This is a genomic window from Sphingomonas sanguinis (genome assembly GCF_019297835.1).
Taxonomy (GTDB): domain Bacteria; phylum Pseudomonadota; class Alphaproteobacteria; order Sphingomonadales; family Sphingomonadaceae; genus Sphingomonas; species Sphingomonas sanguinis_D.
Map to the genome: position 1 here is coordinate 3,377,532 of NZ_CP079203.1, position 21,344 is coordinate 3,398,875.

Here is a 21,344-nt window from a genome sequence, read left to right on the forward strand (position 1 = left end):
TGAAGTCACGCGGCATTCCTTCGCAACTGCGAAAACGAGATCAGCCCGTTGCCAGACCCCACAACAAGGTCAGGTTAAGGCCGATGATAATTGCCGCAATGATCCACGCTAAGATGCGCAGCCATACGGGACTGGCAAAGGGCCCCATCATCCCCTTGTTCGCGGTGAAGCGGACCAGCGGCACCACGGCGAAGGGCAGTTGCAGGCTGAGGATCACCTGGCTGAGGACCAGCAGCTTCGTCGCGCCCGCCTGACCGCTGGCCCCCACGACCAGCACGGCGGGCACGATCGCAAGCCCGCGCGTGATGAGCCGCCGCAGCCAGGGGGCGAGCCGCAGGTCGAGGAATCCCTCCATCACGATCTGCCCGGCGAGCGTCCCCGTGACGGTCGAGTTCTGGCCCGAGGCGAGCAGCGCCACGCCGAACACCACGCTCGCCGCGCCCGCGCCCAGCATCGGGGCGAGCAGCCGGTATGCCTGATCGATCTCGGCGACATCGGTGCGGCCTGCGACATGGAAGGTGGCCGCCGCCACGATCAGGATCGCGGCGTTGATGAAGAAGGCGAAGAACAGGGCAACGGTGCTGTCGATCGTTGCCAGCTTGATCGCGTCGCGCTTGCCCTCGGTCGTCAGGTTGAAGGCGCGGGTCTGCACCACCGAGGAGTGGAGGTAGAGGTTATGCGGCATCACCGTCGCGCCGAGGATGCCGATCGCGATATAGAGCATCGCCGGGTCGGTCACGATGCGGGCAGTGGGGATGAAGCCCGCCATGACGGCGCCGGGATCGGGGCGCGAGGCGATCAGCTCATAGAGGAAACAACCACCGATGATGAGGAGCAGCGCGATGATGAACGCCTCGACCTTGCGGAACCCGTAACGCTGGAGCGCGAGGATGAGGAAGACGTCGAACCCGGTGATGAGCACGCCCCACACAAGCGGCAGGTCGAACAGCAGTTGCAGCGCGATGGCGGTGCCCAGCACCTCGGCCAGATCACAGGCGATGATCGCGATCTCGCAGAGCAGCCAGAGGATGCGCGAGACCGGCTTGGAGTAAGCCGCCCGGCATGCTTGTGCCAGGTCCAGCCCGGCCGCGATGCCGAGGCGCGCCGACAAAGCCTGCAGGATCATCGCCATGATGTTGGACAGCAGGATGACCGACAGCAGCGCATAGCCATAGGCCGATCCGCCCGCGATGTCGGTGGCCCAGTTGCCCGGGTCCATATAGCCGACCGCGACCAGATAGCCCGGCCCGGCAAAGGCGAACAACCGCCGCAGGAAGGACGCGCCCTCCGGTATGGCGATCGAACGATGGCTTTCGGCAAGCGAGCGGGTGGCGGGCGTGGCTACGGTCATCGACCTTCAGATGTGACGGAGTTTCCGAGAACCGACAACCCGCCAAAGCGTTGCCGCAGGTCAACAATCCTCCCCGTGCCGGGGAGGATTTAAAGGGACGACCCCACGACTGCGCAGGCCAGCGCCATCAGCAACCCGGCAAAACGGTTCGACCGGAACCGGTACAGGGCGCCCGCGCCGTCGTCGGGCTTCAGCGTCGCCACCTGCCAGCCCAGATGCAGCGCCACGGGAACCAGCGCCGCGACAGCCAGTGGATCGGGCCGCACCAGCCAGATCGCCCCCGCCCAGCACAGCACCGCCGCCAGATAGAACGCCCCGACCCCCGGCTTCACATGCGCCCCCATGCGCAGCGCCGAGGAGCGCACGCCGATCAGCGCATCGTCCTCGCGGTCCTGCAGCGCATAGATGGTGTCATAGCCGATCACCCAGGCGATCGACCCCGCATAGAGCAGCCACAGTGGCGCCGAGAGCGAACCCGCCACCTCGGCCCAGCCGACCAGCGCGGCCCAGCTGAACACCATGCCCAGCCATGCCTGCGGCCACCAGGTGATCCGCTTCATGAACGGATAGGCCGCGACCGGGGCCAGGCTGGCCACCGCAACGATGGCGGCCAGCGGGCGAAGCTGCACCAGCACGACCAGCCCGATCAGGCACAGCGCGACCAGCCAGATCGCCGCCAGCTTCACCGACACCAGCCCCGACGGGATCGGCCGCGCCCGTGTCCGCGCCACTTGAGCGTCCAGATCGCGGTCGACGATGTCGTTGAACACGCAGCCCGCCCCACGCATCGCGATCGAGCCGAGCAGGAACCACAGGACCAGCGGCCAGCGATCCGGCAGTCCGCCCGCCAGCGCGATCGCCCAGACGCCCGGCCAGAACAGCAGCCACCAGCCGATCGGCCGGTCGAACCGCGCCAGCAGCGCCAGCCCCCTCAGCCGGGGCGGCAGACGCCCGACCAGTCCCTTATGCTCGCTATCGGGTACGATCTCGACGGTCATGGGCTCGATGGTCATCGCGGTGGCCTATGGGCGCGACCCGTGGCGCGCAAGCCCGTTCGCGGCTATCGTGGCCAACGTGATCCTCCCGCGCGCTTCCGTTTCATGATCGGCCTGTCGGTCGCGGTCGGCCGTTTCGTCGAGGCGCTGTTCTGGGCGATCCTGCGCGTGGCGGGTATGGTCGGCGGCGTGGTGCTGCTCGTCGGTATGGTGCTCGCTGTGATGTGGTGGGCGATCCGGCGGCGGCGCTAGGCGGCCAGCATCGCGAGCTGCGAGCGGATCACGTGCAGATTATGCTGCGCCAGATGGCTGCCGCGTCCCGCCACGCTGCCTTCCAGTTCGGGCCGCTCGCCGATCGCCAGACAGCGTTGCCACGCCCCCTCCGCCAGCGGTAGCCAATGTGCGATCGCATTCGCCGGATCGGCCATCGCACGATCGAGCAGCAGGTCGCCCAGCACGAAGAAGAAATCCGGGGATTCGGGCCAAAGCGGCATCTCCCGGTCGGCCAGCGCCAGCGCCTCGTCCAGCCGTCCCGCCTGGGTTTGGATCGTGATCGCGGTCCAGACCAGCTCGTGTCGCCAGTTCGCCTGCGTCGGGGTCAACGCCAGCGCCTGCGCGAAATGGGTACAGGCGCTGTCCAGATCGTCGCGCATCCGGGCGTCGCGGGCGATCTGGTAATGAAGATACGGGTCGTCCGGCTGCTCGGCCAGATCGCGTTGCAGCAGCATATGGTTGCGATGGCGCTTCGGCGCGATCTGCGCCGCCAGATAGCCGTCATGACCCAGATGCACCGGCAGGGCGACACGCGGCAACGGCGAGGCGACCTGCTCATGTACGCGGCCCTCATAGCGCGCACCGCGTGGTATCAGCCGAGTGATCCAGCTGCGCGTCGCGGTTTCGCCATCGTCATGCTGGTTGTGGATGCACACCCGCCCAAGCCGCGCCGGGCCGTTGCACCAGTCGCGCAAGGCTTCGCCGCCCGTCATCAGCCATTCGTCGGCGTCGAGCATCAAGGACCAGTCGCTGTCGGCCAGATCGAGGAGATGGTTGCGCGCGATCGAAAAGCTGTCCGGCCAGGGCAGATGATGCACCTCGGCTCCGGCGGCCTGCGCGATCGCCACGCTGTCGTCGGTCGATCCGGTGTCGAGCACGACGATGCGGTCGACCCAGGGCGTGATGCTGTCCAGGCAGCGCGCGAGGCAGCGTGCTTCGTTACGGACGATCAGCGTCGCGGCGATCGATGGGGAAGGGGGCATGGCGTGGGTTGAGCCTTGAGTCACGGGCGACGTCACGCGGCCAGCGTCGCCAGCTGCGAGCGGACGATGTCGAGGCTCTGCTGCGCCAGATAGCTGCCGCGCCCCGCCACGCTGCCGTCCAGGTCGGGGCGCTCGCCGATCGCCAAACAGCGTTCCCAGGCGATCTGCGCCAGCGGCAGCCAATGGTCGATCGCCTGTGCGGGATCGGCCAGCGCCCGGTCGAACAATATGTCCCCCAGCACATAGAAATAGTCGGGCGAGTCCGGCCAATGCGGAAACTCGGCATCGGCCAGCGCCAGTGCCTCGTCGCGCCGCCCCATATAGGCCATCAACGTCATGGCGCTCGTCACGAGCGGGTGCCGCCAACCGGCATCGCGCGGCGCGGTCGCCAGTGCGCGCTCCAGATAGTCGCAGGCGGTCGGCAGGTCGCGCCGCGCCTGCGCCTCCATGCCGAACTGGAACATCAGATAGGGATTGTCCGGCTGCGCGGCGAGTTCGCGCTGCAATAGCTGATAGTTGCGATCGATCTTCTTCGCCTTCTGCGCCGCGAGATAGCCGTCATGCCCGACATGGATCGGGGTGCGGACGATCGGGAGGGATGAGACGACATGTTCGTGGATACGCCCCTGATAATAGGCGCCGCGCGGCAACAGGCGGGGAATCCAGCTGCGCGTCGGGTCGGGGCTGCCGTCCACCGCGTTCTCGATGCAGACCGACCCCAGCCGTGGCGGCCCGGCGCACCAGCGGCGCAGCTGCTCGCCGCCCGCGCTCATCCACTCGTCGGCGTCGAGCATCAGGTTCCAGTCGGCATCGGCGCAGGCCAGCACATGGTTGCGCGCCTCGGCGAAATCGTCGGGCCAGGGCAGGTGATGCACCTCGGCCCCCGCCGCCTTGGCGATGGCGACGGTCCGGTCGGTCGAGCCGGTGTCGAGCACCACGATGCGGTCGACGAACGGGGCGACGCTTTCCAGGCAACGCGCGAGGCAGCGCTCCTCGTTGCGGACGATCAGCGTCGCAGCGATACGGGGGGCAGGGGGCAACATCCTGGGCAGTCCTCGACGCTGGGGATTTGCGCCCGGATTACCCCCCGCCCCGTGAAGATTTGGCTAACGCGGCGATAACCCTATTTCGCCAGCCGCCCGTCCTCCAGTGCCGCCATGTCGAACGGGAACAGGATGTCGGGATCGGGCGCCTTCACCTCATCGGCGATGTCGGCGGGGGCGATGCCATGCAGGATATGGCGGATGATCGCGATGCGCGCGTCCTTCTTGTCGTCGGCGCGCACGATATGCCAGGGCGCGAAGGGCGTGTGGGTGCGGGTCAGCATCGTGTCGCGCGCCGCCGAATAATCGGCCCATTTCGCCTGCGCCACCTTGTCCATGTCGGACACTTTCAGCGCCTTGAGCGGATCGGTGCGCCGTGCCTCCAGCCGTTCCTCCTGCTCCTTCTTCGAGATGTCGAGCCAGATCTTGACCAGCTTGATGCCGCTTTCGACCAGCATCCGCTCGAAATCGGGGGCGTCGCGCAGGAATGCTTCTTGCTCGGTGGCGGTGGAAAAGCCCATCACGACCTCGACCCCCGCGCGGTTGTACCAGCTGCGGTTGAAGATCACGATTTCCCCGGCGGCGGGCAGGTGGCCGGCATAACGCTGGAAATACCATTGCGTACGTTCGCGGTCGGACGGCTTGGGCAGCGCGACGACGCGGGTGGCGCGGACCGAGAGATGTTCGGTGATCCGCTTGATCGTGCCGTCCTTGCCCGCACCGTCGCGGCCCTCCAGCACGATGACGACGCGCTCGTCGGAGCCGATCATCGCCATCTGGGTGCGGACCAGCGCGAGCTGCAGCGCCTCCAGCTCCTCCTGATAATGTTTCGCCATCGTCACCTCCTTTGCGCCGAAGAACGCGACCGCGCGGCAAAAGTGGCATGATGCGGCGTGGGCGTGTAAGCGCAGCCCATGACCGCTACCCCCGCCTGGCCGCCGCAATCCACGCCCCGCCTGTTCGTCGACCAGATGCTGGGCGAAGGACCGATCCGCATCGACGGACCCGCCGCGCATTATCTGGTGTCGGTGATGCGCACCAAGGTCGGCGATCCGGTCAAGCTGTTCGACGACCGGACCGGCGAGTGGCTGGGCGTCGCGGCGTCGGTCGGCAAGCGCGACCTGACGCTGGACGTGACGACGCGCCTGCGCGAGCGGGAGGCGGTGCCGGATCTGTGGCTGTGCGCCGCGCCGTTGAAGAAGGGCCGGGTCGACTGGCTGGCCGAAAAGGCGTGCGAGTTGGGCGTGGCAAAACTGGTGCCGGTCGTCACCCGCCGCACCGTGGTCGACAAGCCCAATACCGAACGGCTTCGCGCCCACATGATCGAGGCGGCTGAGCAATGCGGCCGCACCGCGCTTCCGCAAGTCGCCGAACCGGTGAAGCTGGCCGCGCTGCTGCGCGATTGGCCCGAGGGCCGTGCGTTGTTCTTCGCCGACGAAACCGGCGGTCTCCCTGCGCTGGAGGCGATGCGCGCACATTCGGGGGCGGCGGCGATCCTGATCGGCCCCGAAGGCGGCTTCGATGCCGAGGAGCGCGAGGCGATCCGCGCGCATCCGTCGGCCATCGGCATCGGCCTCGGCCCCCGCATCCTGCGTGCCGATACGGCGGCGGCGGCGGCGGTGTCGCTCTGGATGGCGGCGGCGGGCGACTGGCGTTGATTCAGCCTATGGCGTGAAGGCTTCCGCCCGCGTAAGGCGCGGTTCATGAGCACCAAGACCGCGAGCACCGCCAAGGGCGCCATCATCGAGTCGCGCGATCAGCTGATCGCGAGCTTCGCGCGGGGAGAAAAATCCCGCGATCACTGGCGGATCGGGACCGAGCACGAGAAGTTCGTCTATGCGCTGGGCGACCATCACGCGCCCTCCTACGACGAGGCCTCGGGCATCCGCGCGCTGCTCGGCGAGCTGGAGCAATATGGCTGGCAGCCGGTCCTGGAAGGCGGCAACGTCATCGCGCTGACCGGCGCGGACGGATCGATCAGCCTGGAGCCTGCGGGCCAGTTCGAGCTGTCGGGCGCGCCGCTCGACAATCTGCACCAGACCTGTGCTGAGACGGGGCGTCACCTGCAACAGGTCAAGGCGGCGGGCGACAAGCTGGGCGTCGGTTTCCTGGGGCTGGGCATGTGGCCGGACAAGACCCGCGCCGAGCTGCCGATCATGCCCAAGGGTCGCTATGCGATCATGCTACGCCACATGCCGCGCGTCGGGTCGCTCGGCCTCGACATGATGCTGCGGACGTCGACGATCCAGGTGAACCTCGACTACGCGTCCGAGGCGGACATGGTGAAGAAGTTCCGCGTCGGCCTCGCGCTCCAGCCGCTGGCGACCGCCTTGTTCGCCAACTCGCCCTTTACCGAGGGCAAGCCCAACGGCATGCTGTCCTTCCGTAGCCATATCTGGTCCGACACCGACCCCGCGCGCACCGGCATGTTGCCCTTCGTGTTCGAGGACGGGTTCGGCTACGAGCGTTACGCCGACTATGCGCTCGATGTGCCGATGTACTTCGTCTACCGCGACGGCAAATATATCGATGCGGCGGGGCTGTCGTTTCGCGACTTCCTGAAGGGCGAGCTGTCGGTCCTGCCCGGCGAACTGCCGACGATCGACGACTGGAATGATCACCTCTCGACCGCCTTTCCCGAGGTGCGGCTGAAGACCTTCCTGGAGATGCGCGGGGCCGATGGCGGTCCGTGGAACCGCATCTGTGCGCTGCCCGCGCTCTGGGTCGGGTTGTTGTACGACGGCGGCGCGCTCGATGCGGCCTGGGATCTGGTCAAGGGCTGGTCGCTGGACGAGCGGCAGAGCTTGCGCGACTCGGTGCCCGAACTGGCACTGGATGCGCCGCTGCCGGGTGGCGGGCGTCTGCGTGACATCGCGGGCGAGGTGCTCGATATCGCGCATGCCGGGTTGGCGGCGCGCGGGCGGTTGAACGGGGCGGGGGATAACGAGACCGGCTTCCTCGATCCGCTGCGCGAGATCGTCCGCTCGGGCAAGGTGCCTGCGCAGGTGCTGCTCGACCGCTATCATGGTGAGTGGAATGGCGACATCTCGCGGGTTTATGGCGAGGCGAGTTTCTGATGGAGCAGCGTGGGCTTCAACTTCGCTCAGCCTGAACGGCGGTTTGGTATGGATGACCTATAAATCCCCAAACTCCGTTCAGCCTGAGCGAAGTCGAAGGCCAAGGGAAAACCTACCGCCCCAAAACCCATCTGAAGAATCGCGGTACCACTCCATACCGCTCCATCCAGTCATAATAATCCCGATACGCCGGATCGGCCGACAGATGCCGCTCCTCGGTCCGCGCCCGCCAGTAATAGATTCCGCTGACCACCCCGAGCAGCAACGTGCTGCGGGCTGCGTCCACCCAGGTCCCGGTCGACAGGATCGGGATCGTCGCGATCCACCAGAAAATGTTCTTCGACAGATAGGCCGGATGCCGCGACACCGCATAGGGCCCGTGGGTCAGGATGCCCCGGTGCGTCAGGTTGGAAAAGCGGATGCCGAACGCTACGGTCGACCAGGCATAGATGGCGGTCAGGGCGACCAGCACCGTGCCCGTCACCGCCAGCACCATCGGGTGCCCCGCGAACCAGTAGCTCCACTCGGCGGTCCCCGGCCGATAGTTGAGCGGCCCGTTATCGCCCATCAGGATCGTCGGCGGATAACAGATCAGCGCCGCCGCCCAGGCCGCCGCATAAGGATTGGCCGAGCGGATATGCGCATCGAGCGGCCGCATGGTCAGCATGTACCCGATCGTCGCAAAGGCAACGTCGATCAGGAACATCAGTGTGATCAGCCCATTGGCTAGCGCCACCGGATCGTGCAGCGCGACGCTCAGGTCGGTCCGCACGAACATGCCGAACCCGCCCGGCACGACGCCGAGCATGAAGGGCAGGAAGAACGCCTTCACCGCCCAGGATCGCAGATGCGCGTAGATGGCGTGCCGATCCACGCCCGGCTGCCCAGTCAGCCATGCGCCTAGCATCCACGCGCCGTCCTTCGGTTCGAACAGCCGCCGGTCGAGCCAGATCACATAGGGAATGGACAGCAGGAACAGCACCGGCGCGATCCAGCCCAGACACCACATCGCAAAGGCGAAAATCCCCTGCCAATAGAAGCGCCCCGTCGCGAAGATCAGCGCGATCCCGCCGAATGTCGCCCACAGCCCGGCCAGCTTGGTCAGGCTGATGTCCAGCGTCTCGCGGGCGGGACGGGGATTCGCCCAGTCGATCCCGGTCGAGGCATGGCGATGCACCTTGTCGACCAGCACCGACCAGAGCAGCATCGGCACACCCGCACAGACCAGATGCAGCAACGCCGCATAAGGCCCGTCGAGATGCCGCCACCGGGCATAAGCGATCCAGCCCAGCGAACCCGCCAGCCCGGCCAGCCCGACACCCCGGCTGACGGCGGAGCGGGGACGCGGCGGGCGCGGGGAGTGCGGGGCGGAATCGGCCATGGAATGCGGGCTTTAGCGTAATTCGGTAAGCAAGGCGTTAGGGTGGATCGACAGGCAGCTATGCCCTTCTTCCCCTCGCAGAGGGGAGAGGGTTGCGCAGACTTGGCCTTTGCGAAAGCAAAGGCTTAGTCGGAGCTGGGTGAGGGGTGGAGCGCTCGCAAAGGCGAGCGCGCGAGCCGTTCGGCTCGCTCAACCCCTCACCCAAGCTGCGCTAGCCAGCACGCTGGCAAGCTTCGCCAACCCTCTCTCCTTTCCAGGGGAGAGGGGAGATGAATGTCGATCGGTTTCAAAAGGATCATTCCTCCGCCGTCGCCAGAATCTGCGCGACCTTTTCGGCCGTAATCCCGAACGCTGCCGCCAGCCCCGACAGGGACGCGCCCCGCTTCGACAATTCGCGAATCCGCCCCTCGTCGACCACCGTGGCGTATCCCCGCGTATCGCGCTGCTCGCGCACCACATCCTTGCGGCCCGAGGTGCGGTGGCGCTTGGCGGCGGCGGCATGGGGGTCCCTGGCGGCGGCGGCTTCCTCGGCCTCGCGACGGGCGGCGCGTTCGGCTTCGCGGGCGAGCGTCTCGCGTTCGCGCAGCGCAGCGCGGGCCTCCATCCGCCCGGCCATCAGAGCGCCCCGCTCGCCCGCCCGCGCCTCGCGCGCTTTGGCCCGTGCGGCGGCGCGCTCTTCCAAACTGTCATTCGTTCGCACGCGCAGTCCGCCACGCGGCGGCGTCACGCCCCAGCTGTCATCGACCATCTCTTGCCCCAGAATTTCGAGGCCGCCGTCTATAACGAGGCCATTCATACCCGCCAGAGGGCGCGACGCATCCTTTCCGAAACCGGCGGCATCTCGCAACCAGCGGGCGATCCGCTTGTTATTGATGCAGATATAGACTGGGAGGATGGTGATGAACCCGATGCTGGACCCCGATCTCATGGAATTCATGGACGACGAGTCGCTGCTGCTGGCCTTTGCGATGGCGAGTGCCGAACCCGGCGGCGGCGAGGCTCAGGCGATCCAGGCCGAGATGACCCGACGGGGCCTGCGCCCGATCGCGGCCATGCCCGGCCTGCTCGGCGCGGTGCGCACGGACCATGGAAGTGGAACGCTGCACCGGTAGGCGTCCAGGGCTATTCCATTCGCCGAGCATGGTGGAATCTCAGACCCACGCTTTGCTCAAACGTCATTAACGCGCATTTTACCCTGTCCGCCTACGCCCGCCATACTGCGGGGGCGTTTTGCGACCGCAACGGAGATAGTGCGTGACCGTTCAGCAACCGATCGCCGCCGACAGCGATGCCGCCTTCATCGCCTCGCTCATCACCGAGGACATGCTGCGGGGTTCGGAGCGTTTCCCCAGTCCGCATGTCGAATTGTGGACGATGCCCGGTTTCCTCACACCTGAGGAATGCGACGTTTTGATGCGCGCCATCGACGCCAACAAAGCGCCGTCTCGCGTCGCCTATGGCGAACCGAACGCGCGCACCAGCGAAACGTGCATTTTCGACGCGACAGTGCGCAGCAGCGAGACGTGCGTCCTAGACGACACTGCGCCTGTCATTCAGTTGCTCGACCTGAAGCTGTCCCTGTTGCTCGGAATACCTCCGGAGTGCGGCGAGCCGATTCAGGGGCAGCGCTATGCCGTTGGGCAGGAATTCAAGCTGCATCACGATTATTTCGAGGATCACCATCCCGATACGGCGAGCAATCGTCACCGTTGCGGCAACCGCACCTGGACGGCGATGATCTACCTCAACGAGCCGGAGGAGGGCGGCGAGACTGGCTTCGCCTATCTCCAGCACGACTTCAAACCGCGCCAGGGCATGGCGGTATGCTGGAACAATGTCGGCCTCGACGGCAAGCCCAACCGCTATACGCTGCATCAGGGCAAGCCGGTGATCCGGGGCGACAAATATATCATCACCAAGTGGTTCCGCGAACGCGCCTGGCTTGGTCCGGTCGGCTATGTCCCGCCCGCCGCGGCCCCGCAGCGCAACGCGAAAGCGAAGGTCAAGCGTGCCATCAAGGGCCGTCGCTAACCTCTCTTTTCGTTTTATACCCCTTATCTCTGTTGGCTTGCTGAAGAGGGTGCAGCGAAGCTGGGTACGGCTTACCGCCGGATATACCGGAAATACCACACCTCATGCCCCTGGCGGCGGGCCTTGCGTTCGTAGCGCGTCTCGGGCCAGTCGGCGGGGCGGGTGAGGAAGTCGGCGGGCGTGCGCGCCTGCCATTCGAAATCGTCCCGGCCGTTCATGATCATCATCGACCAGTGGCAATAGGTCGGGTCATCGGTGCCGAGGCGGAATTCGCCGCCCGACTTCAGCTTGCGCGCGATGGTGTCGAGCGGGCCGTGGTTCATCATCCGCCGCTTGGCATGGCGGGCCTTGGGCCAGGGATCGGGGTGGAGCAGGTACACGCGGCTCAGGCTGGCATCGGGCAGCCGCTCGATCACCTCCAGCGCGTCGCCCATGTGCAGGCGGACATTGGTCAACTCGCGGTCACGGATATGACCGAGCGCGCCGACCACGCCGTTCAGGAAAGGCTCGCAGCCGATAAAGCCGGTGCCCGGCGTCGCCTCGGCCTGTCCGGCCAGATGCTCGCCCGCGCCGAAGCCGATCTCGACCTGAAGCGGCCGATCCTCGCCGAACAGGCGCATGGCATCCAGCGGGCCTTCCTCGGGCACGCTGAGCGTCGGCAGCATCTCCTCGACCAGCGCGGCCTGGCCTTGGCGCAGCTTATGGCCCTGGCGCCGACCGTAAAGGCGGCGGATCGTCGTCGGATCGTTCATCGCCGGGCCTTTAGCGCGGGTCGGGGAGGGAGCCAAGGGCGGGGCCGCTCGTTGCCCTGGCACCATGGATGACGATGCTCCCCAACCCGATGGCTCGCAAGACGAGGGCAAGGCGCAAAAGGCCGCCGATGCCAAAGATCTCCACCGTGCGGTGCGCGAGGCGGGGGAGAGCGAGCTGGACCGGCCCGCCGGTGCGCTGTTCTGGTCGGGGCTGGCGGCGGGGATCGCGATCCACAGCTCGTTGATCGCCGAGGGCGCGCTGCACGCGGGGCTGCCCGACGCGCCGTGGCGCGGGCTGGTCGCCGCGCTCGGCTATCCGGTGGGGTTCCTGGTCGTCATTCTGGGGCGGATGCAGCTGTTCACCGAAAGCACGATCACCGCGATGCTGCCTTTGGTGACGAAGCCCTCGGTCTGGGCCCTCCGGCGAACTCTGCGACTCTGGGCCATCGTGCTGGTCGCCAATCTGATCGGCACCGCGCTGGCCGCCGGAATGGTGGCGGCGGGGGCCTTGGGCAATGCCGAGATACGCGAGGCAATGGTGTCGGTATCGGCGCGTATTCTGGAGCTGGGCGGATGGGATACGTTCGTGAATGCCATCCCCGCCGGGTTCCTGATCGCGGTCGTCGCCTGGATCCTGCCCAATGGCCGGACCCAGGCCTTCTGGATCATCCTGGCGATCACCTATGTCATTTCCATCGCGGGGTTCAGCCACTCGATCGTCGGCGCGGACGAGGCGTTCCTGCTGCTGTTCACCGGCCATGCCGATCTGGCGCGGACCGTGTTCGGCCTGCTGATCCCGGCGATCCTCGGCAATCTGGTCGGCGGCGCGGGACTGTTCACCCTGCTCGCCCACGGACAGGTGCAGGGCGAGACGCGGGGGTAGCGGCCTCAGCGCGGGGAAAGGATCGAGATGTCCCGACCCCGCACTTGCCATGTTCGCTTATCGGGTGTCAGCACAAAGACGGGCTGCTGGACGCTGTAAGAGGCAAAGACGTGAATCTCGGTCGGCACCGGATCGAGCAGATGGCTGACGAACAGCCCGGCGACCTTCTCCGTGTCTCGGTCGGGCAGCTTCAGGTTGAGGCAGCTGGTGTTGAACGCGCGGCTGCCGACGATCCGCCCATCCGGCGCGATCGTCACGCGGTAATTGCCACCCATCATATAGTTGGCGTTCGTGACCTGTGGTGAGAGCAGATAGACGGTAACCGGGCCACCATTTACGGACGGCAGGACGACGGTGTTGAACGGTGCGGCGGTACAGGGGCGATAGCCCTTCGCCCCGGCCTCCTGCTTGGCGATTTCGCGGGCGCGGGCGAGGATCATTTGTACGGGCGTCAACGGCGCAGGCTCGGGCAGGATGTCGTGCCGGACGACTTTTCCGCCGCGCACATCGGCGACGAAAAAGGCACGCGCGCTGGCGGCGTCGCCCTTGAAATAGGTCGCACGCAGCGTGTCCTTGTCGACCGGCTCGATGACATAGCCGCCCGCACCCACGAGTTGGTCTCTGGGGACCACCTCCATCAGCGAGTCGGTGCTGACCCAGGCCGCGCGATCGAAGGCGTAGATCATCGCGCCAAAGATCGAGGCGTCGGCGAGACGCTGTTGCTCGGAACGGCTGTCCTGGGTTGCGATGACGGGCGGTGCCGCCGCCACCTGCGCTGCCGCTACCAGAATCGCCATCGCCAGCATCGTCCATCCCCCTACCGATCGGAGGGAGGCTGACGTGCCGTGTCCCAAAGGGCAAGCGCATTGCCCGAAAAAGAAAAACGCCCGCGCGGGCATCCCCGCACGGGCGTTTTTCACTTGCCGGTGCGTCGGATCAGGCGACGGCGGCCTTGATCTGGTCGACCAGGTCGGTCTTTTCCCAGGTGAACAGCGCGCCTTCGGCTTCGCGGCCGAAATGGCCATACGCGGCGGTCTTCGAATAGATCGGCGCGTTCAGCTTCAGATGCTCGCGAATGCCCTTCGGCGTCAGGCGAACCAGCTTCGGCAGCGCGGCCTCCAGCTTGGCTTCCTCGACCTGGCCGGTGCCGTGGAGGTCGACATAGACCGACAGCGGCTCGGCGACGCCGATGGCGTAGGAGAGCTGGATGGTGCAGCGCTTGGCCAGACCCGCCGCGACGACGTTCTTGGCGAGGTAGCGTGCGACATAGGCCGCCGAGCGGTCGACCTTGGTCGGGTCCTTGCCGCTGAACGCGCCGCCGCCATGCGGGGCTGCGCCGCCGTACGTGTCGACGATGATCTTGCGGCCGGTCAGGCCGGCGTCACCATCCGGGCCGCCGATCTCGAACAGGCCGGTCGGGTTGACGTAGATCTGCTTCTCTTCGGGCAGCCAGCCTTCAGGCAGGATGTCGGTCAGCACCGACTTTACATAGTCGCGAAGCTTGGCCTGGCCCGCCTCGTTCGACAGTTCGGCCGAATGCTGGGTCGACACGACGATCGCGGTCGCGCGGACCGGCACGCCATTCTCATATTGCAGCGTGACCTGGCTCTTGGCGTCGGGCTCCAGGAACGGCGCCGCGCCGGAGTGGCGGTCGGCCGCCATCTTTTCCAGGATCTTGTGGCTGTAATAGAGGGTCGCGGGCATCAGGCCGGGGGTCTCGTCGGTCGCGTAACCGAACATGATGCCCTGGTCGCCCGCGCCTTCGTCCTTGTTGCCGCTCTCGTCCACACCCATCGCGATATGCGCCGACTGGGCGTGCAGGTTGTTCGAGAAGTCGAAGGTCTGCCAGTGGAAGCCCGACTGCTCGTAACCGATCCGCTTGACGGTATCGCGCACGGTCCGCTCGATCTCTTCCAGCGCGCCCTCGGCCCACTGGTCGTTTTCGAACACGCCCTTGCAGCGGATTTCACCCGCCAGCACGACCTTGTTGGTGGTGGTCAGGGTTTCGCACGCGATGCGCGCTTCCGAATCCTTGGACAGGAACAGGTCGACGATCGAGTCGCTGATCTGGTCTGCGACCTTGTCGGGGTGACCTTCGGAAACCGATTCCGAGGTAAAGATGTACGAGTTCCGCATTCCCGTCCTCATAAGGATATAAAGATAGCTTTATATGTCCTCTAGCGGCGACGGCGGCGGATGGCAACGCCGATCGCGGCCAGCGCCATGGCGATCACGAGGGCGAGCATATTGCTGACCCGTGAAAAAACCGTTGGCGGCAGCGCGGCGGGCAGGGGGGCCTGGGCCGCGCCCGCCGTCTCGTGCGGGACGGTGGCGATCAGGCGGCCATCGGCGGCGATGATCGCCGAGATGCCGGTCGGGGTGGCGCGAATGATCGGCAGCCCCTCCTCGATCGCCCGCATCCGCGCCTGCGCCAGATGCTGCGGCGGGCCCCAGCGGCCGAACCAGGCATCGTTGGACGGATTGAAGAGCAGGCGCGGGCGATGTGCTTCGTCGACCACTTGGCCCGAGAAGATGATCTCGTAGCAGAGCTGTACCCCGACCGGCCCGAAGCCCGGCACGCGCAGATTGCGCGGGCCGGGGCCGGGGGTGAAGTCCATGTCGCCGGGCACCAGCCGTGCCAGGCCCAGCGGCTTTAACAGCCACGGCATGGGCAGATACTCGCCGTAAGGCACCAGATGCGCCTTGTCGTAACGCCCCGTGATCTGCGCGCGCGGACTGATCGCAAAGACGCTGTTGGTCGCGCTGCTCACCCGCGCGCGGTCGGGCGAGAAGAGCAATGCGGTCCCCCCGACCAGCGCGGTGTCGCGGGGCCCGAGCACGCGGGCGATCTGGCGGCGGGTCCAAAATGGCGGCGCATAGTTGAACCCGAAATAAGCCCATTCGGGGTAGCCGTCCTCGATCATGTCGCGCACGACGCCCTCGGGCCAGACGATCAGGCGCGGGCGGGGGCCGGGCCGCCCCGACAGCTCGGTAAGGCGTTCGAGCAGCAACGGCCCGTCACTCTGCCCGCGCTGGTCCTGGCTGACATTGGGCTGGACGACGCGGACCAGAGGCGCATCGGGGGCAGGCTCGGGCGCGCGGGTGAGCGGGGCGGACAGTGCGGCCAGCCCGGTGGCGGGAACCATCACCGCGGCCAGATGCCAGTGCCGCCGAAGCGCCAGCCAGATCGCGCCCGCCAGCACGACGGTTAGCCCCGACAGCGCATAGGTGCCGACGAACGCGCTCATCCGCGCCACCCCGATCACCGGCAGCCACGCCACCGAAAAAGGGTCCCAGGCATAGCCGGTGAACAGCCGCGCACGCAGATATTCGGTCGCGATCCACGCCGCACCGAAGATCAGCACATAGGCCGCATCCGGCCGCCGCCCGCGAAAGCGCCAAGCCACACCCGCTGCCGCCATCGGGAAGATGGCGAGGTAGAGCGCCAGTCCGACCGCCGCGAAATAGCCCAGCACCGGCGGCATCTTGTCCTGAAAGTCGAAGGCGTGCTGGAACCAGTTGTTGTTGACGGTGAAATGCCCGACCCCGAACGCCCATCCGCGCCACAGCGCGCTCCGGATGCTCGGCGCATCCTGCACCAGTGCGAGCAGGACGATCAGCCCGACCAGCAACAGCGGCCAAAGGTCGAGCGGGGCAAAGCCACAGGCGGCGACGGCACCGGCAAGCAGCGCGAGGAGGGCGGGATAGCGGGTCACGGGCACGGCTATGGCAAGCCCCTGTGACAGGAGCAATGCGGGATGTGGCGGCAATGCCTCTCCACCATCGTTGACGTGATGGTGGAGAGGCATCCCGTCGCGAAAGCTGGAAAAATCCACCCCGCCACCCTAGCTTCGTTTCATGACCCTGCGCCCCTTTCATCTCGCCTTTCCGGTCCATGATCTGGCCGAAGCCCGCCACTTCTATGGCTCGGTGCTGGGATGCCCCGAGGGCCGGTCGAGCGACCATTGGATCGACTTCGACCTGTTCGGGCACCAGATCGTCGCGCACCTCGATCCGGCCGCCAAGCCTGTCGCGGTCGAGAATGCGGTCGACGGCCATCAGGTGCCGGTGCCGCATTTCGGCGTCGTCCTGACCATGGCCGACTGGGAAAAGCTGGCCGCGCGCGTCGAGGCGGCGGGCGTGGCCTTCGGCATCGCGCCCTATGTCCGCTTCAAGGGTCAGCCCGGCGAGCAGGCGACGATGTTCTTCCGCGACCCCAGCGGCAACGCGCTGGAGTTCAAGGCCTTTGCCGACGACGCGATGCTGTTCGCCACGGAGATGACCGCATGAGCGCCCCCATTTCACTCGATATCCCGCATAAGCTCGGCAAGGAGGGCGTGCGCCAGCGTCTGGACGGCGGCATCGGCAAGATCGGCCGCATGATCCCCGGCGGCGCGACTGTGGAACATCGCTGGGACGGCGACACGATGCACTTCACCGTCGGCGCGATGGGCCAGTCGATCGGTGCGCAGGCGACGGTGTATGAGGACAAAGTCCATGCGGTGGTGAACCTGCCGGCCTTCCTGTCGCTCTTCTCCAGTCAGCTGGAAGCGGTGATCCGGTCGGAGGCGCCGAAGCTGTTGAAGTAGAGCGGGCGGCGTTCATCCGCTTATTTGATCGCCCGCTTTTCCGATTTCGCTATCGCGCCAAAGCGGCCAGATCGCGTCCACCGCCGCCAGCGCGGCCGGGGTTTGCGGCAGCTGGTATCGCTGATCGTCCGCCGCTCGATAGGTCGGGTTACACGCCGACGTCATCACCACAGGCGCGTGCCCGAACTGATCGGCGGTAATGTCGACCACGAAACCAGCGACTTCGATCCATGCGTGGCTCTCCCACGTACCGGCCGCGAACAGTCCGCGGTCCATCGGTACGCAATCGGCGTCATAACGGGAGCGGCCACTGCGTATGACGGCACGAATCCCGCAGCGCTCAAAGACGCGGGCGAGAAGCAAACTGGACCTCATGCACGTCCATTGCGACGGGGTTGCCGGTTCTGGCGGGCCCCAAAGCGCATGCCACCGATGCCAATGCGGCAACAGGAACGATCGGACACCCACCGCGATGTCCATCAGCGAAGCGGGCGTGATCGTCACGCCCCGCTCGCCGGACCTTACTTCGCCGCGCTGACCTTCCACACCACATTGCCCACATCGTCGGCGACCAGCAGGCCACCGGTCTTGTCGACGATCACGCCCACGGGCCGCCCCTGCGCCTCGCCCTTGGCGTTCAGGAAGCCGCCGACCACCTCGACTGGCTTGGCGTTCGGCACTGGGAACGCGCCCGCGAAGGGCACGAACACGACCTTGTATCCTGAGGGCGGCTTGCGGTTCCACGAGCCATGCTCGCCGATGAACGCCCCGCGCGCGAACCGGTCGCCCAGCTTGGCACCTTCGGAGAAGGTCAGGCCCAGCGCGGCGACGTGCGGACCCAGCGCATAGTCGGGGCGCTTCACATATTGCTGGAGCGGCGGATTGGTCGGCTGGACCCGGTTGTCGGGATAGCCGCCCCAATAATACCAGGGCCAGCCGAAGTGATCGCCGAACTCGACCTGGGTCAGATAATCGGGCGCCAGATCGGAGCCGAGCATGTCGCGCTCGTTGACGACGGTCCACAACCGTCCATTGACCGGGTTCAGCGCCATGCCGGTCGGGTTACGCAGCCCTGCCGCATAGATGCGCCAGTTCTTGTCCTGCGGCCAGACCTGCAGAATCGCGGCGCGGTTCTTCTCGGCATCCAGGCCGTTCTCGGCGATGTTGCTCGACGATCCGACCGATACGAACAGCGTCTTGCCGTCGCCCGAAGCGATGACGTTGCGCGCCCAGTGATTGCCCGCCGGACGCAGGGGCACGACCTTTTCGGGCGTGGCGGTGATCTTCGTCTCGCCGTCGCGATACGGCACGCGGACCAGTGCATCGGTGTCGGCGATGTAGAGCTGCCCATCGAACAGCACCATGCCGAAGGGCGAGTTCAGTCCAGTCATGAACGGCGTCTTCACGTCCGCCACGCCGTCGCCATTGGTATCGCGCAGCAGGGTGATCCGGTTGGCCGACGGCACTGCGGCGCCCGCCCGGCCGAGGAAGAAGTTCATCACGCGGGCCACGATCCCGGCGCTGGGGCGCGGCGGCGAGTTGGTCTCGGCGACCAGCACATCGCCATTGGGCAGCTGGTACAGCCAGCGCGGATGGTCGAGGCCGCTGGCAAAGGGCTGGATGGCCAGCCCCGGCGCCACGCTGGGCTTGGCGCCGTTCGCCCAGCCGATGGGCTTGGCGATGTCGACCGTCGGGATGGTCTGCTCGCGCGGCGCCTCGATCGTCGGACGCGCGCCCGCGACCTGATCGACGCTCAACCGCGCCGTGTCGGGCCAGGCGAGCCAGGTGACGACACCGATGCCGATCAGGATGATGATGCCAAGGACGATCAGGACGTGTTTGCGCATGGTACGAGGATAGGCGGCGCGGCGCGTGGGGGGAAGAACCAAGGTGCGTGAGGATTGCTTTTTTGCCGGGACGCGCGATCAATTCATGCCCGCGTCAGATATGATCGGCAAGGATCAAGATGCGCGTAGCGTCTTAGTGAGTAAATCCAAGTATTTCCGAGCCTTCCGAAAAATTCTCGCAAAATGCGCGATTCGGGGGCATAGCTGTTGCGATTTCATCGTTTGGGGGGTGTTGGGGTGTTGAAGAAAATCATGGTCCTGGCGACGATCCTGCTGCTGCCGACGGCACAGGTCGCGGCTTCGCCGCAGGAAAAGACCCAGGCTCCGGCAAAGGAAAAGGCTGGTGAGCCAGCCGATGTCGTCGTGCAGGGCAATAACGATCGCAAGGCACCGCCGCCGCCGGGGATCAACAAGATCATCACCGGGCAAAGCTTTGCCATGGTCGCCAGTCGTTCTGCGGCCTTCGCCAAATGTGCGAAGAATATCGATGCGAAGATGCTGGGGCCGCTGATCGACGGCGAAATGAACAGCGCGCCGCAGACCTACGCGCTGGACCGGATCATCCGCGCCAATGCGAGCTGCTATTCCGATCTGCCCTTCGCCAGCGCGCCGCCGCAGTTGGGCGAGTGCAATCCGGTCGCGCAGCTCGATATCGTGACGTGCCGCAACCTGTATGATCGCGGCGCGCTGCTGGAAGAGGCGATGGCCCGCTACGCCCCCGATGCGACGCTGAGCGAGGCGGAGGTGAACAATCCGGTCGTTCAGCAACGACTGAACATGCGGGAAGCCGGGCGCAACGCGCGGCGTATCCCGACCGATCGACTGCTGTTCCAGATCGGCATCTGCATGACGCGGCTGCGCCCTGATTTGGTGACCCGAATGGTGCAGGCGCATGGCGATTCTGCGTTGCAGGAGCGCTTGACGCTAATGGTGCTCGACCAGGCCCGCCCCTGTGTCGGCAATGCCAAAAAGGTGACGATGGAGCCGGTTCAGCTCCGCTATTATCTGGACGACGCCTTTTACCGCTGGGTCGTGGCGGCACGCGACGTCGGCACGCTGCTCCAGTCCTGACAGAAATTTGGCCGCCAGTGCCACGGGGAGCGCACCGGCGGCCGTCGAAGGCGCGAAAGTCAGGGAGTTTTCCCGCGCCCTCGAACTCGGGAGCTTGGTCTTCAATGTTCTTATCCAGTGGACCATAGGGCAGGCGGCTCGATCGGGATAATGCAATAAGATGGCGTCTGTGATCGATCGGCTGATTTTTGGGGTGGGTAGTGGCATCCTCTCCGAAACGAACGCATCGGCCGTTGTCCGGCACAGGCCCGCGCCTACACTCGGCCATGCCATGGGGCATGTTCAGGGAGGCCAAGATGAAGAAGATTGCGCTGTCCATTCCGGGGTTCGCCGCACTGGCGACAGTTGCCATTGCAGGAACGGCGACGCCCGCCCTCGCCATGCCGACCTGCGAGCAGGAGGTGGAGATTCGCTGCTCCGGATATGACGTTGCGGGGCGGCCCCGTCTGGACATCTATTATTCGAGCTATGACGATTGCGTCGAACGCGAGACGGCCGTGCGCTGTGCCGCGCCGCGCGATGGTTCCCAGACCGCCAGTCTGATGCGCTTCCGGTACCAGCAGGCGTAGAGACCATAGATGGGCGGTTTGTTGGGTCATTAGACGAACCGCCCGTTACCTCGCTTCAGAACGGGCCTTCAAAGCGTCAGCACCATATCCCAGCGATCCAGCCCCGGCCCATATCCGTCCGCCGTCGGCTTCTCGGTACGAAAGCCCAGCCGCTCGTAAAACGTCCGGCTATGTTGGCTGGTATCCAGCCGGGCTTCGCGGATGCCTGCTTCGATTGCCCTGTCCAGCCGGGTTCGGACCAGCGCAGTGCCGATGCCCTGTCGGCGTAGTGTGCGGTCGACCATGCCCCAGCAGAAATGTGCGGTTCCGTCGTTCGCCCCGATCGCCATGCCGCCGCAGCCGATGAGGCGGCCGTCCCGCTCCGCGACCTGAACCCCCATTGCCCGGCCTCATGGTCGAGGAAATGGACGAAGTCCGCGCATTCGGACGGCGCGAAATAGGGGCGCTGTTGCCGTCGAACAGCGCCAGGCAAGCGTCGCGATCCTCCGCCTGATACGCG

General features: G+C 66.2%; 24 protein-coding genes. 10 read left to right on the forward strand and 14 right to left on the reverse strand.

Features of this window, described 5'->3' with window-relative positions; all coding sequences use genetic code 11:
- Nucleotides 1-40 precede the first annotated feature (40 nt).
- Together KV697_RS15795 and ubiA are read right to left on the reverse strand one after the other, a co-directional pair.
- Nucleotides 41-1,351 (reverse strand): Nramp family divalent metal transporter, encoded by a 1,311-nt coding sequence (locus KV697_RS15795; protein WP_219019000.1) that lies wholly within the window; start codon nucleotides 1,349-1,351, stop codon nucleotides 41-43.
- Between the two features lie 89 nt (nucleotides 1,352-1,440).
- Nucleotides 1,441-2,349 carry a 4-hydroxybenzoate octaprenyltransferase gene (gene ubiA / locus KV697_RS15800; RefSeq protein WP_219021442.1) on the reverse strand — a complete coding sequence of 303 codons (909 nt, stop codon included), beginning with the start codon at nucleotides 2,347-2,349 and terminating at the stop codon, nucleotides 1,441-1,443.
- 39 nt (nucleotides 2,350-2,388) lie between these two features.
- Between ubiA and KV697_RS15805 the strand changes: the two genes are divergently transcribed.
- Nucleotides 2,389-2,598, forward strand: a complete 210-nt coding sequence (locus KV697_RS15805; RefSeq protein WP_219021531.1) for a hypothetical protein — start codon at nucleotides 2,389-2,391, stop codon at nucleotides 2,596-2,598.
- Here KV697_RS15805 and KV697_RS15810 read toward each other — a convergent pair.
- The 3 genes from KV697_RS15810 to ppk2 all read right to left on the reverse strand — a co-directional run bounded on the left by KV697_RS15810 (nucleotide 2,595) and on the right by ppk2 (nucleotide 5,481).
- A complete protein-coding gene (locus KV697_RS15810) occupies nucleotides 2,595-3,602 on the reverse strand; it encodes a glycosyltransferase family 2 protein (RefSeq protein WP_219019001.1) in 1,008 nt (335 codons plus the stop codon). The genes KV697_RS15805 and KV697_RS15810 overlap by 4 nt on opposite strands.
- A 32-nt stretch (nucleotides 3,603-3,634) precedes the next feature.
- Entirely contained in the window at nucleotides 3,635-4,645 is a 1,011-nt protein-coding gene (locus tag KV697_RS15815) for a glycosyltransferase family 2 protein (RefSeq protein WP_219019002.1), read from the reverse strand.
- 80 nt (nucleotides 4,646-4,725) lie between these two features.
- Complete coding sequence (gene ppk2, locus KV697_RS15820) at nucleotides 4,726-5,481, reverse strand: polyphosphate kinase 2 (RefSeq protein WP_219019003.1); 756 nt, start codon at nucleotides 5,479-5,481, stop codon at nucleotides 4,726-4,728.
- 78 nt (nucleotides 5,482-5,559) lie between these two features.
- Between ppk2 and KV697_RS15825 the strand changes: the two genes are divergently transcribed.
- Complete coding sequence (locus KV697_RS15825) at nucleotides 5,560-6,303, forward strand: 16S rRNA (uracil(1498)-N(3))-methyltransferase (RefSeq protein WP_219019004.1); 744 nt, start codon at nucleotides 5,560-5,562, stop codon at nucleotides 6,301-6,303.
- A 45-nt stretch (nucleotides 6,304-6,348) separates the two neighbouring features.
- On the forward strand, nucleotides 6,349-7,722 hold the full coding sequence (locus KV697_RS15830; protein ID WP_219019005.1) for a glutamate--cysteine ligase: 1,374 nt from the start codon (nucleotides 6,349-6,351) through the stop codon (nucleotides 7,720-7,722).
- A 112-nt stretch (nucleotides 7,723-7,834) separates the two neighbouring features.
- Here KV697_RS15830 and KV697_RS15835 read toward each other — a convergent pair whose 3' ends face one another.
- Nucleotides 7,835-9,103: a methyltransferase family protein gene (locus KV697_RS15835; RefSeq protein WP_219019006.1), complete on the reverse strand. Its 1,269-nt coding sequence runs from the start codon at nucleotides 9,101-9,103 to the stop codon at nucleotides 7,835-7,837.
- A 295-nt stretch (nucleotides 9,104-9,398) separates the two neighbouring features.
- Nucleotides 9,399-10,031, reverse strand: a complete 633-nt coding sequence (locus tag KV697_RS15840; RefSeq protein WP_257575372.1) for a hypothetical protein — start codon at nucleotides 10,029-10,031, stop codon at nucleotides 9,399-9,401.
- Nucleotides 10,032-10,038: 7 nt separating this feature from the next.
- On the opposite strand from KV697_RS15840, the gene KV697_RS15845 reads away from it, so the two are divergent.
- Both KV697_RS15845 and KV697_RS15850 read left to right on the forward strand, forming a co-directional pair.
- Complete coding sequence (locus tag KV697_RS15845; RefSeq protein ID WP_219019007.1) at nucleotides 10,039-10,215, forward strand: hypothetical protein; 177 nt, start codon at nucleotides 10,039-10,041, stop codon at nucleotides 10,213-10,215.
- 142 nt (nucleotides 10,216-10,357) lie between these two features.
- A complete protein-coding gene (locus KV697_RS15850) occupies nucleotides 10,358-11,134 on the forward strand; it encodes a prolyl hydroxylase family protein (RefSeq protein WP_219019008.1) in 777 nt (258 codons plus the stop codon).
- A 71-nt stretch (nucleotides 11,135-11,205) separates the two neighbouring features.
- On the opposite strand, the gene trmB is transcribed toward KV697_RS15850, so the two are convergent.
- Complete coding sequence (gene trmB / locus KV697_RS15855; protein WP_219019009.1) at nucleotides 11,206-11,886, reverse strand: tRNA (guanosine(46)-N7)-methyltransferase TrmB; 681 nt, start codon at nucleotides 11,884-11,886, stop codon at nucleotides 11,206-11,208.
- 64 nt (nucleotides 11,887-11,950) lie between these two features.
- Between trmB and KV697_RS15860 the strand changes: the two genes are divergently transcribed.
- Nucleotides 11,951-12,769 (forward strand): formate/nitrite transporter family protein, encoded by an 819-nt coding sequence (locus tag KV697_RS15860; protein ID WP_219019010.1) that lies wholly within the window; start codon nucleotides 11,951-11,953, stop codon nucleotides 12,767-12,769.
- 5 nt (nucleotides 12,770-12,774) lie between these two features.
- Here KV697_RS15860 and KV697_RS15865 read toward each other — a convergent pair whose 3' ends face one another.
- The 3 genes from KV697_RS15865 to lnt form a co-directional block, all read right to left on the reverse strand.
- Complete coding sequence (locus KV697_RS15865) at nucleotides 12,775-13,566, reverse strand: hypothetical protein (protein ID WP_219019011.1); 792 nt, start codon at nucleotides 13,564-13,566, stop codon at nucleotides 12,775-12,777.
- Nucleotides 13,567-13,705: 139 nt separating this feature from the next.
- Nucleotides 13,706-14,905, reverse strand: coding sequence for a methionine adenosyltransferase (gene metK / locus KV697_RS15870; protein ID WP_219019012.1), 1,200 nt, complete (start codon nucleotides 14,903-14,905; stop codon nucleotides 13,706-13,708).
- 41 nt (nucleotides 14,906-14,946) lie between these two features.
- On the reverse strand, nucleotides 14,947-16,485 hold the full coding sequence (gene lnt / locus KV697_RS15875) for an apolipoprotein N-acyltransferase (RefSeq protein WP_219019013.1): 1,539 nt from the start codon (nucleotides 16,483-16,485) through the stop codon (nucleotides 14,947-14,949).
- Nucleotides 16,486-16,627: 142 nt separating this feature from the next.
- Here lnt and KV697_RS15880 point away from each other — a divergent pair, with 142 nt between their 5' ends.
- Both KV697_RS15880 and KV697_RS15885 read left to right on the forward strand, forming a co-directional pair.
- The gene (locus KV697_RS15880) at nucleotides 16,628-17,059 is read left to right on the forward strand and encodes a VOC family protein (protein ID WP_219019014.1); all 432 of its coding nucleotides are present in this window, start codon (nucleotides 16,628-16,630) and stop codon (nucleotides 17,057-17,059) included.
- Nucleotides 17,056-17,358, forward strand: a complete 303-nt coding sequence (locus KV697_RS15885; protein WP_076710944.1) for a polyhydroxyalkanoic acid system family protein — start codon at nucleotides 17,056-17,058, stop codon at nucleotides 17,356-17,358. The genes KV697_RS15880 and KV697_RS15885 overlap by 4 nt, the downstream gene beginning before the upstream one ends.
- A 12-nt stretch (nucleotides 17,359-17,370) precedes the next feature.
- On the opposite strand, the gene KV697_RS15890 is transcribed toward KV697_RS15885, so the two are convergent.
- Together KV697_RS15890 and KV697_RS15895 are read right to left on the reverse strand one after the other, a co-directional pair.
- Nucleotides 17,371-17,862, reverse strand: a complete 492-nt coding sequence (locus tag KV697_RS15890; RefSeq protein WP_219019015.1) for a lasso peptide biosynthesis protein — start codon at nucleotides 17,860-17,862, stop codon at nucleotides 17,371-17,373.
- A 17-nt stretch (nucleotides 17,863-17,879) separates the two neighbouring features.
- A complete protein-coding gene (locus KV697_RS15895; RefSeq protein WP_219019016.1) occupies nucleotides 17,880-19,205 on the reverse strand; it encodes a PQQ-dependent sugar dehydrogenase in 1,326 nt (441 codons plus the stop codon).
- 237 nt (nucleotides 19,206-19,442) lie between these two features.
- Between KV697_RS15895 and KV697_RS15900 the strand changes: the two genes are divergently transcribed.
- Together KV697_RS15900 and KV697_RS15905 are read left to right on the forward strand one after the other, a co-directional pair.
- Nucleotides 19,443-20,276, forward strand: a complete 834-nt coding sequence (locus tag KV697_RS15900; RefSeq protein WP_219019017.1) for a hypothetical protein — start codon at nucleotides 19,443-19,445, stop codon at nucleotides 20,274-20,276.
- 296 nt (nucleotides 20,277-20,572) lie between these two features.
- Nucleotides 20,573-20,845, forward strand: a complete 273-nt coding sequence (locus tag KV697_RS15905; protein ID WP_219019018.1) for a hypothetical protein — start codon at nucleotides 20,573-20,575, stop codon at nucleotides 20,843-20,845.
- A gap of 68 nt (nucleotides 20,846-20,913) precedes the next feature.
- On the opposite strand, the gene KV697_RS15910 is transcribed toward KV697_RS15905, so the two are convergent.
- The gene (locus KV697_RS15910; protein ID WP_219019019.1) at nucleotides 20,914-21,225 is read right to left on the reverse strand and encodes a GNAT family N-acetyltransferase; all 312 of its coding nucleotides are present in this window, start codon (nucleotides 21,223-21,225) and stop codon (nucleotides 20,914-20,916) included.
- Between the last annotated feature and the right edge of the window lie 119 nt (nucleotides 21,226-21,344).

Bases quoted from the DNA above. Each gene is read 5' to 3' on its own strand.
- ppk2 (WP_219019003.1), bottom strand. From the start codon at position 5,481: ATGGCGAAACATTATCAGGAGGAGCTGGAGGCGCTGCAGCTCGCGCTG.
- KV697_RS15845 (WP_219019007.1), top strand. From the start codon at position 10,039: ATGGACGACGAGTCGCTGCTGCTGGCCTTTGCGATGGCGAGTGCCGAA.
- KV697_RS15880 (WP_219019014.1), top strand. From the start codon at position 16,628: ATGACCCTGCGCCCCTTTCATCTCGCCTTTCCGGTCCATGATCTGGCC.
- KV697_RS15815 (WP_219019002.1), bottom strand. From the start codon at position 4,645: ATGTTGCCCCCTGCCCCCCGTATCGCTGCGACGCTGATCGTCCGCAAC.
- metK (WP_219019012.1), bottom strand. From the start codon at position 14,905: ATGCGGAACTCGTACATCTTTACCTCGGAATCGGTTTCCGAAGGTCAC.
- KV697_RS15905 (WP_219019018.1), top strand. From the start codon at position 20,573: ATGAAGAAGATTGCGCTGTCCATTCCGGGGTTCGCCGCACTGGCGACA.
- trmB (WP_219019009.1), bottom strand. From the start codon at position 11,886: ATGAACGATCCGACGACGATCCGCCGCCTTTACGGTCGGCGCCAGGGC.
- KV697_RS15860 (WP_219019010.1), top strand. From the start codon at position 11,951: ATGGATGACGATGCTCCCCAACCCGATGGCTCGCAAGACGAGGGCAAG.
- KV697_RS15795 (WP_219019000.1), bottom strand. From the start codon at position 1,351: ATGACCGTAGCCACGCCCGCCACCCGCTCGCTTGCCGAAAGCCATCGT.
- KV697_RS15840 (WP_257575372.1), bottom strand. From the start codon at position 10,031: ATGAGATCGGGGTCCAGCATCGGGTTCATCACCATCCTCCCAGTCTAT.
- KV697_RS15830 (WP_219019005.1), top strand. From the start codon at position 6,349: ATGAGCACCAAGACCGCGAGCACCGCCAAGGGCGCCATCATCGAGTCG.
- KV697_RS15835 (WP_219019006.1), bottom strand. From the start codon at position 9,103: ATGGCCGATTCCGCCCCGCACTCCCCGCGCCCGCCGCGTCCCCGCTCC.
- KV697_RS15895 (WP_219019016.1), bottom strand. From the start codon at position 19,205: ATGCGCAAACACGTCCTGATCGTCCTTGGCATCATCATCCTGATCGGC.
- KV697_RS15825 (WP_219019004.1), top strand. From the start codon at position 5,560: ATGACCGCTACCCCCGCCTGGCCGCCGCAATCCACGCCCCGCCTGTTC.
- KV697_RS15885 (WP_076710944.1), top strand. From the start codon at position 17,056: ATGAGCGCCCCCATTTCACTCGATATCCCGCATAAGCTCGGCAAGGAG.
- KV697_RS15810 (WP_219019001.1), bottom strand. From the start codon at position 3,602: ATGCCCCCTTCCCCATCGATCGCCGCGACGCTGATCGTCCGTAACGAA.
- KV697_RS15910 (WP_219019019.1), bottom strand. From the start codon at position 21,225: ATGGGGGTTCAGGTCGCGGAGCGGGACGGCCGCCTCATCGGCTGCGGC.
- KV697_RS15865 (WP_219019011.1), bottom strand. From the start codon at position 13,566: ATGGCGATTCTGGTAGCGGCAGCGCAGGTGGCGGCGGCACCGCCCGTC.
- ubiA (WP_219021442.1), bottom strand. From the start codon at position 2,349: ATGACCGTCGAGATCGTACCCGATAGCGAGCATAAGGGACTGGTCGGG.